Annotated in this window: 5 protein-coding genes and 1 rRNA gene; 3 read left to right on the forward strand and 3 right to left on the reverse strand. The window is 60.5% G+C overall.

Features of this window, described 5'->3' with window-relative positions; translation table 11 throughout:
- Positions 1-135 precede the first annotated feature (135 nt).
- Both GJ695_RS29200 and GJ695_RS29205 read right to left on the reverse strand, forming a co-directional pair.
- Complete coding sequence (locus GJ695_RS29200) at positions 136-648, reverse strand: outer membrane protein (protein WP_154370589.1); 513 nt, start codon at positions 646-648, stop codon at positions 136-138.
- Between the two features lie 90 nt (positions 649-738).
- A complete protein-coding gene (locus tag GJ695_RS29205) occupies positions 739-1,635 on the reverse strand; it encodes an AraC family transcriptional regulator (protein WP_154370593.1) in 897 nt (298 codons plus the stop codon).
- Between the two features lie 189 nt (positions 1,636-1,824).
- Here GJ695_RS29205 and GJ695_RS29210 point away from each other — a divergent pair, with 189 nt between their 5' ends.
- Positions 1,825-2,100 (forward strand): SDR family NAD(P)-dependent oxidoreductase, encoded by a 276-nt coding sequence (locus tag GJ695_RS29210; protein ID WP_154370590.1) that lies wholly within the window; start codon positions 1,825-1,827, stop codon positions 2,098-2,100.
- On the opposite strand, the gene GJ695_RS29215 is transcribed toward GJ695_RS29210, so the two are convergent.
- Positions 2,087-2,695, reverse strand: coding sequence for a TetR/AcrR family transcriptional regulator (locus tag GJ695_RS29215; RefSeq protein WP_166455378.1), 609 nt, complete (start codon positions 2,693-2,695; stop codon positions 2,087-2,089). The genes GJ695_RS29210 and GJ695_RS29215 overlap by 14 nt on opposite strands.
- An 82-nt stretch (positions 2,696-2,777) precedes the next feature.
- Between GJ695_RS29215 and GJ695_RS29220 the strand changes: the two genes are divergently transcribed.
- Both GJ695_RS29220 and GJ695_RS29225 read left to right on the forward strand, forming a co-directional pair.
- Complete coding sequence (locus GJ695_RS29220; RefSeq protein WP_154370592.1) at positions 2,778-3,980, forward strand: YbfB/YjiJ family MFS transporter; 1,203 nt, start codon at positions 2,778-2,780, stop codon at positions 3,978-3,980.
- Between the two features lie 311 nt (positions 3,981-4,291).
- Positions 4,292-4,397 (forward strand): 16S ribosomal RNA (locus tag GJ695_RS29225); the annotation flags it as partial.

A 4,397-nucleotide genomic window follows, 5' to 3' on the forward strand; every position in this document is an offset into this window, starting at 1 on the left:
TCCCGAACAGGACCGTGAAACGACTCTACGCCGATGATAGTGCTGCAACCAGTGTGAAAGTAGGTTATCGTCAAGCTAGTTATTTAGAAAAAGCCCGTTCAGGTAAAACCTGAGCGGGCTTTTTTGCTTTTGTGCTTAGAACTGCCAGCGCACGCCCGCAGTAATCAAGCTTACTTCGCTTTTGGTCAGATAGCTGCCTTCCAGCTGGATGGACCAGTTGCGATTGAACGCGTAGCCGACGCCGACACCGATGATCGGATCGGTCTGGTCATGATTATCCAGGCCGCTGCGATTGGGCTTCATGCTGGTGCGGCCAATGCCGACGCGGCCATAGGCGCGGAAATGATCGTCGAGGTGAGCGGTGGCCAGCACGGCCACACCGTAGTGCTGGTCTGGATAATAGCCTGTCGGCGCAAAGGCGCCGCGGAAAGGATCCAGGCTGAGGCTGCGCGTGTAAAACTCGAAGCCGAGATTGCTCGTGTACTGGTAGCCCAGCGCGGCGCCCAGGGTAATATCGCCGCTGTTGTCGGCATATTGCGAGGAGATGGACGCGCGGCCGGCGTCGATGGCGGCGTAGGCGCCAGGTTCAAAGGCAAATGCCGGCGCCGCAGCCAGGCTGAGCGCAAGCGCGCTGAAGATGAGTCGCATGGGTGATCCCGATCAAAAGTGGTACAACAGACTGCGGCATTGGTTTATTTGCAATGCCGCTCCTGTCCGCATACTACCTTTCGATTGTCTTTAAATCAACCTTGTGAGTTCGGCTGGCTGCACACTCAACAGGCGCCGCATGGCGCTGGCCTCTTCACTGGGACTGCGGCCGAAGTAGCGCTTGAATTCCCGGCTGAACTGCGACGGGCTTTCGTAGCCCACCTGTTGCGAGGCCGATTGCGCCGTCATGTCGTTACGCGCCATCAGCAGCCGCGCCTGCAACAGGCGCGCCGATTTCAGGTACTGGATCGGCGAACAATGCGTCACCGACTTGAAGTGAACATGGAACGCCGGCACGCTCATGCTGGCTTCCGCCGCCAGCATGCCGACATCGATATCGGCCGCATAATCGGCGTGGATGCGGCGCAAGGCCTTGGCGATGCGGCCGAATTGCCCCTGGCTGGTGAGCGCCGCGCGCATCGCCGCGCCTTGTTCGCCCATCAGCGCGCGGTAGCAGATTTCGCGCACAATGCCCGGCCCCAGCACGCGCGCTTCCAGCGGCGAGTTCAGCGCTTCGAGCAGGCGCTGCACGGTGTCGCGCAGGCGCTCGTCCATGCGCGTCACCATCATGCCTTTTGGCATGGCCGGCACTTCGGTATCGCTCTGGTCGATGGCAAACATCAGGTCGGCCAGCGTGGTGCGGTCGACCCGGATCGAGATGCCGAGAAACGGATGTTCCGGCGACGCCTCGGTGGTGGCGGTAAACGGCATCGGCACCGCCACCACCAGGTAGTGGTCGGCGTCGAATTGCATCGCCTCGTTGCCGAAATAGGTGCGCTTGCGGCCCTGCAGGGCGATGGCGATGCAGGGCTCGTACATCACCGGCGACTTGGTCGAACTTTGCGTGGAGCGGGTCAGGCGCACGTCGTCCACCAGGGTCTCGGTATAGCCATTGGTGCGCGCCATCTGGTTGTGCAGGGCGATCATGCGGTCCACGCGGTAACTCCTCTTGAATGCGGTGATGAATAGGAATGATCCATGATTCCCGCGCGAACCGCCACCATTGCCGGTGCGATGCATAGGATTAGGCAAGAACTACATAGTCATGTGCATTCGCAGCATGGCGTTTCATCCGTAAGATGCTGCCTGTGTTAATGGCTTGGAAAGGACTGCATCATGACTCACACACAACGCAAAGTTATCCTGATTGCCGGCGCCAGCCGCGGCTCCGGTCCAGCCACTGCCCGCCAACTCGCAGGAGAGGGCCATCATGTCGTGCTCGGCGCGCGCCGGTCCAGCAAGCTGCATGCGCTGGTGGCGGAGATCCGCAAGGCCGGCGGCTCGGCCGAATGGTTCGCGCTGGACGTCAGCCAGCCGGAGGAAATGCGCGAATTCCTGGCGTTTGCCGAGGATGTGCACAAGCGTGTCGATGTGGTGATCAACAACGCTTGAACAGGACTTGAATCATGCTCTCTGCCGTGGCCTGCAGTTCTTCCTGGCCATGGTAGATGCGCTCCATCACAACATTGCCGCGCGTGAAGGTCACCAGCAAGCGCGCGGCGTCTTTCGGCGCCAAGGTCAGGCGCGCTTTGGCGTCCGGCTGCGACAGCCGCTGTTCCAGCACGTCCGCCAATCCTTCCAGCATGTCGCGCAGGGCGTTGCGCACCGGTTCGTCCATGGCGGTTTCGTCGGTGGCGATCTTGGTCGTCAGGCAGCCGCGCGTGCGCGACGAGGGCGTGTCGTCCAGCGGAGGCACCGGCTCGGACATCGAACTGATCACATACGCAAAGTAGGCGCGCAGCGCGGCGACCGGATCGTCCAGCTGCATGTGCTGGCGCACCATGCCGAGGTAATGCTCGCGGTAGCGCGCGAACGCCAGCAGGAAGATGGCCTGCTTGTCGCCATAGGCGTGATAGAGCGAGCCGCGCAGCACGCCGGTGGCCTGCGCCAGCTGCTGCATCGAGGTTGCGCCATAGCCTTGACGCCAGAACACGTGCATTGCACGCTCCAGCGCCTCGTTTTCATTGAATTGTTTTATGCCTGCCATGAACCGGATTATCAGGATGTTTGACATTGCTGTCAAGTTTGACTATGCTGTCAAACATAATTTCTGCATTGAGGAACTTTTCATGGATACCCTGGAAGACCGTGGCGCCACCGCGCGCGCCATTTTTGCCGGCCTGTGCGCCAGCCTGGTGGGCATCGGACTGGCGCGCTTCGCCTATACGCCGCTGATACCGCCGATGATCGAGGCGCACTGGTTTGTCGCCAAGGATGTGATCTACCTTGGCGCCGCCAACCTGGTGGGCTATCTGGTCGGCGCCTTGCTGGGCCGGCCGCTGGCGCGGCGCTATGGCGCGCGCATTACGCTGCGCGGCATGATGCTGCTGGCCTCGGCGGCGTTTTTTGCTTGTGCCTTCCCGTTGTCGGTGACGTGGTTCTTCGGCTGGCGGCTGCTGTCGGGCGTGGCGGGCGGCATCATCATGGTGCTGGCGGCGATGACCGTGCTGCCGCATGTGCCGCCGCATCGCAAGGGGATGGCCAGCGGCGCGATCTTCCTCGGAATCGGCCTGGGCATCGCGGCGTCGGGCACGCTGGTGCCGTTGCTGCTGGATGTGGGCATGCGTGAAACCTGGCTGGGACTCGGCGCGCTGTCGCTGCTGCTCAGTGTGGCGAGCTGGGCCTGCTGGCCGCATGCCGTGCACACGCACGTGCCCGTCGGCAAGCCGGATGCTGCGGTGCAGGCGGCGGTACGTTTCGACCTGCGCCTGCTTTACACGCAGTACGCGCTGATGGCGGTGGGGCTGGTGCCGATGATGGTGTTCCTGGTCGACTACGTGGCGCGCGGCCTGGGCTGGGGCACGCATACGGCGGCCTTGTTCTGGGTGGTATATGGCGTTGGCGCGATTGCCGGGCCGATGGTGTATGGCGCGTTGTCCGATCGCCTGGGGCCGGCGTTGACCAGCAACCTGACGATCTGGCTGCAGATCGGCGCGATTGCGCTGATGATGTTTTCGACCCAGCACATGGTGCTGCTGGCGGCCACGCTGGTGATCGGCTCCTTCCCGCCGGGTATTGTGCCGATCACGTTGAGCCGTGTGCACCGCATCCTGGATGGCGATGCGCATGCGCAGAACGTGGTGTGGAGTAAAGCGACGACGGTGTTCGCCCTGTTCCAGGCGCTGGCTGGCTATATCTATTCTTATGTGTTCGCGCAAAGCGGCGGCAACCACCGCTTGTTGATGGGGATCGGCGCCGGGGCGTTGGTGATTGCACTGTTGGCGGATGGCGTAAAGAAAGCCCTTGCCAAACCTGCGGCCTCCTTGGTATGATTCTGTCCCTCACGAAACGACGCATGCAAATGCAAGGTGAATGAGAAAAAAAGAAGGTTGACGAGATGTAGAAAATGCTTCATACTCTTCCTTCTTCGCTGATGAACAAAACGCTTCTTCAGCTGGCAACACCGAACAAGATCTTTAAAAATTTACAGTCGATAAATGTGGGCGTTTGATGCAAGTGCACGCGGTACTTCGGTACTGCGAAACTAAAAGCATTAAATGCTCCACAAGAAGTACTAAGAGTAATACTGTTAGTGTTTTGAGTGAGCGAACCAATGGCCTGTAGAGGTCATTAAACAGAGATTAAACTAAAGAGTTTGATCCTGGCTCAGATTGAACGCTGGCGGCATGCCTTACACATGCAAGTCGAACGGCAGCACGGAGCTTGCTCTGGTGGCGAGTGGCGAACGG

The organism is Duganella alba (assembly GCF_009674495.1).
In the GTDB taxonomy this organism is placed as follows: domain Bacteria; phylum Pseudomonadota; class Gammaproteobacteria; order Burkholderiales; family Burkholderiaceae_D; genus Rugamonas; species Rugamonas alba.

Coding starts and splice junctions, on each gene's coding strand:
- GJ695_RS29200 (WP_154370589.1), bottom strand. CDS start 648: ATGCGACTCATCTTCAGCGCGCTTGCGCTCAGCCTGGCTGCGGCGCCG.
- GJ695_RS29220 (WP_154370592.1), top strand. CDS start 2,778: ATGGATACCCTGGAAGACCGTGGCGCCACCGCGCGCGCCATTTTTGCC.
- GJ695_RS29215 (WP_166455378.1), bottom strand. CDS start 2,695: ATGGCAGGCATAAAACAATTCAATGAAAACGAGGCGCTGGAGCGTGCA.
- GJ695_RS29205 (WP_154370593.1), bottom strand. CDS start 1,635: ATGATCGCCCTGCACAACCAGATGGCGCGCACCAATGGCTATACCGAG.
- GJ695_RS29210 (WP_154370590.1), top strand. CDS start 1,825: ATGACTCACACACAACGCAAAGTTATCCTGATTGCCGGCGCCAGCCGC.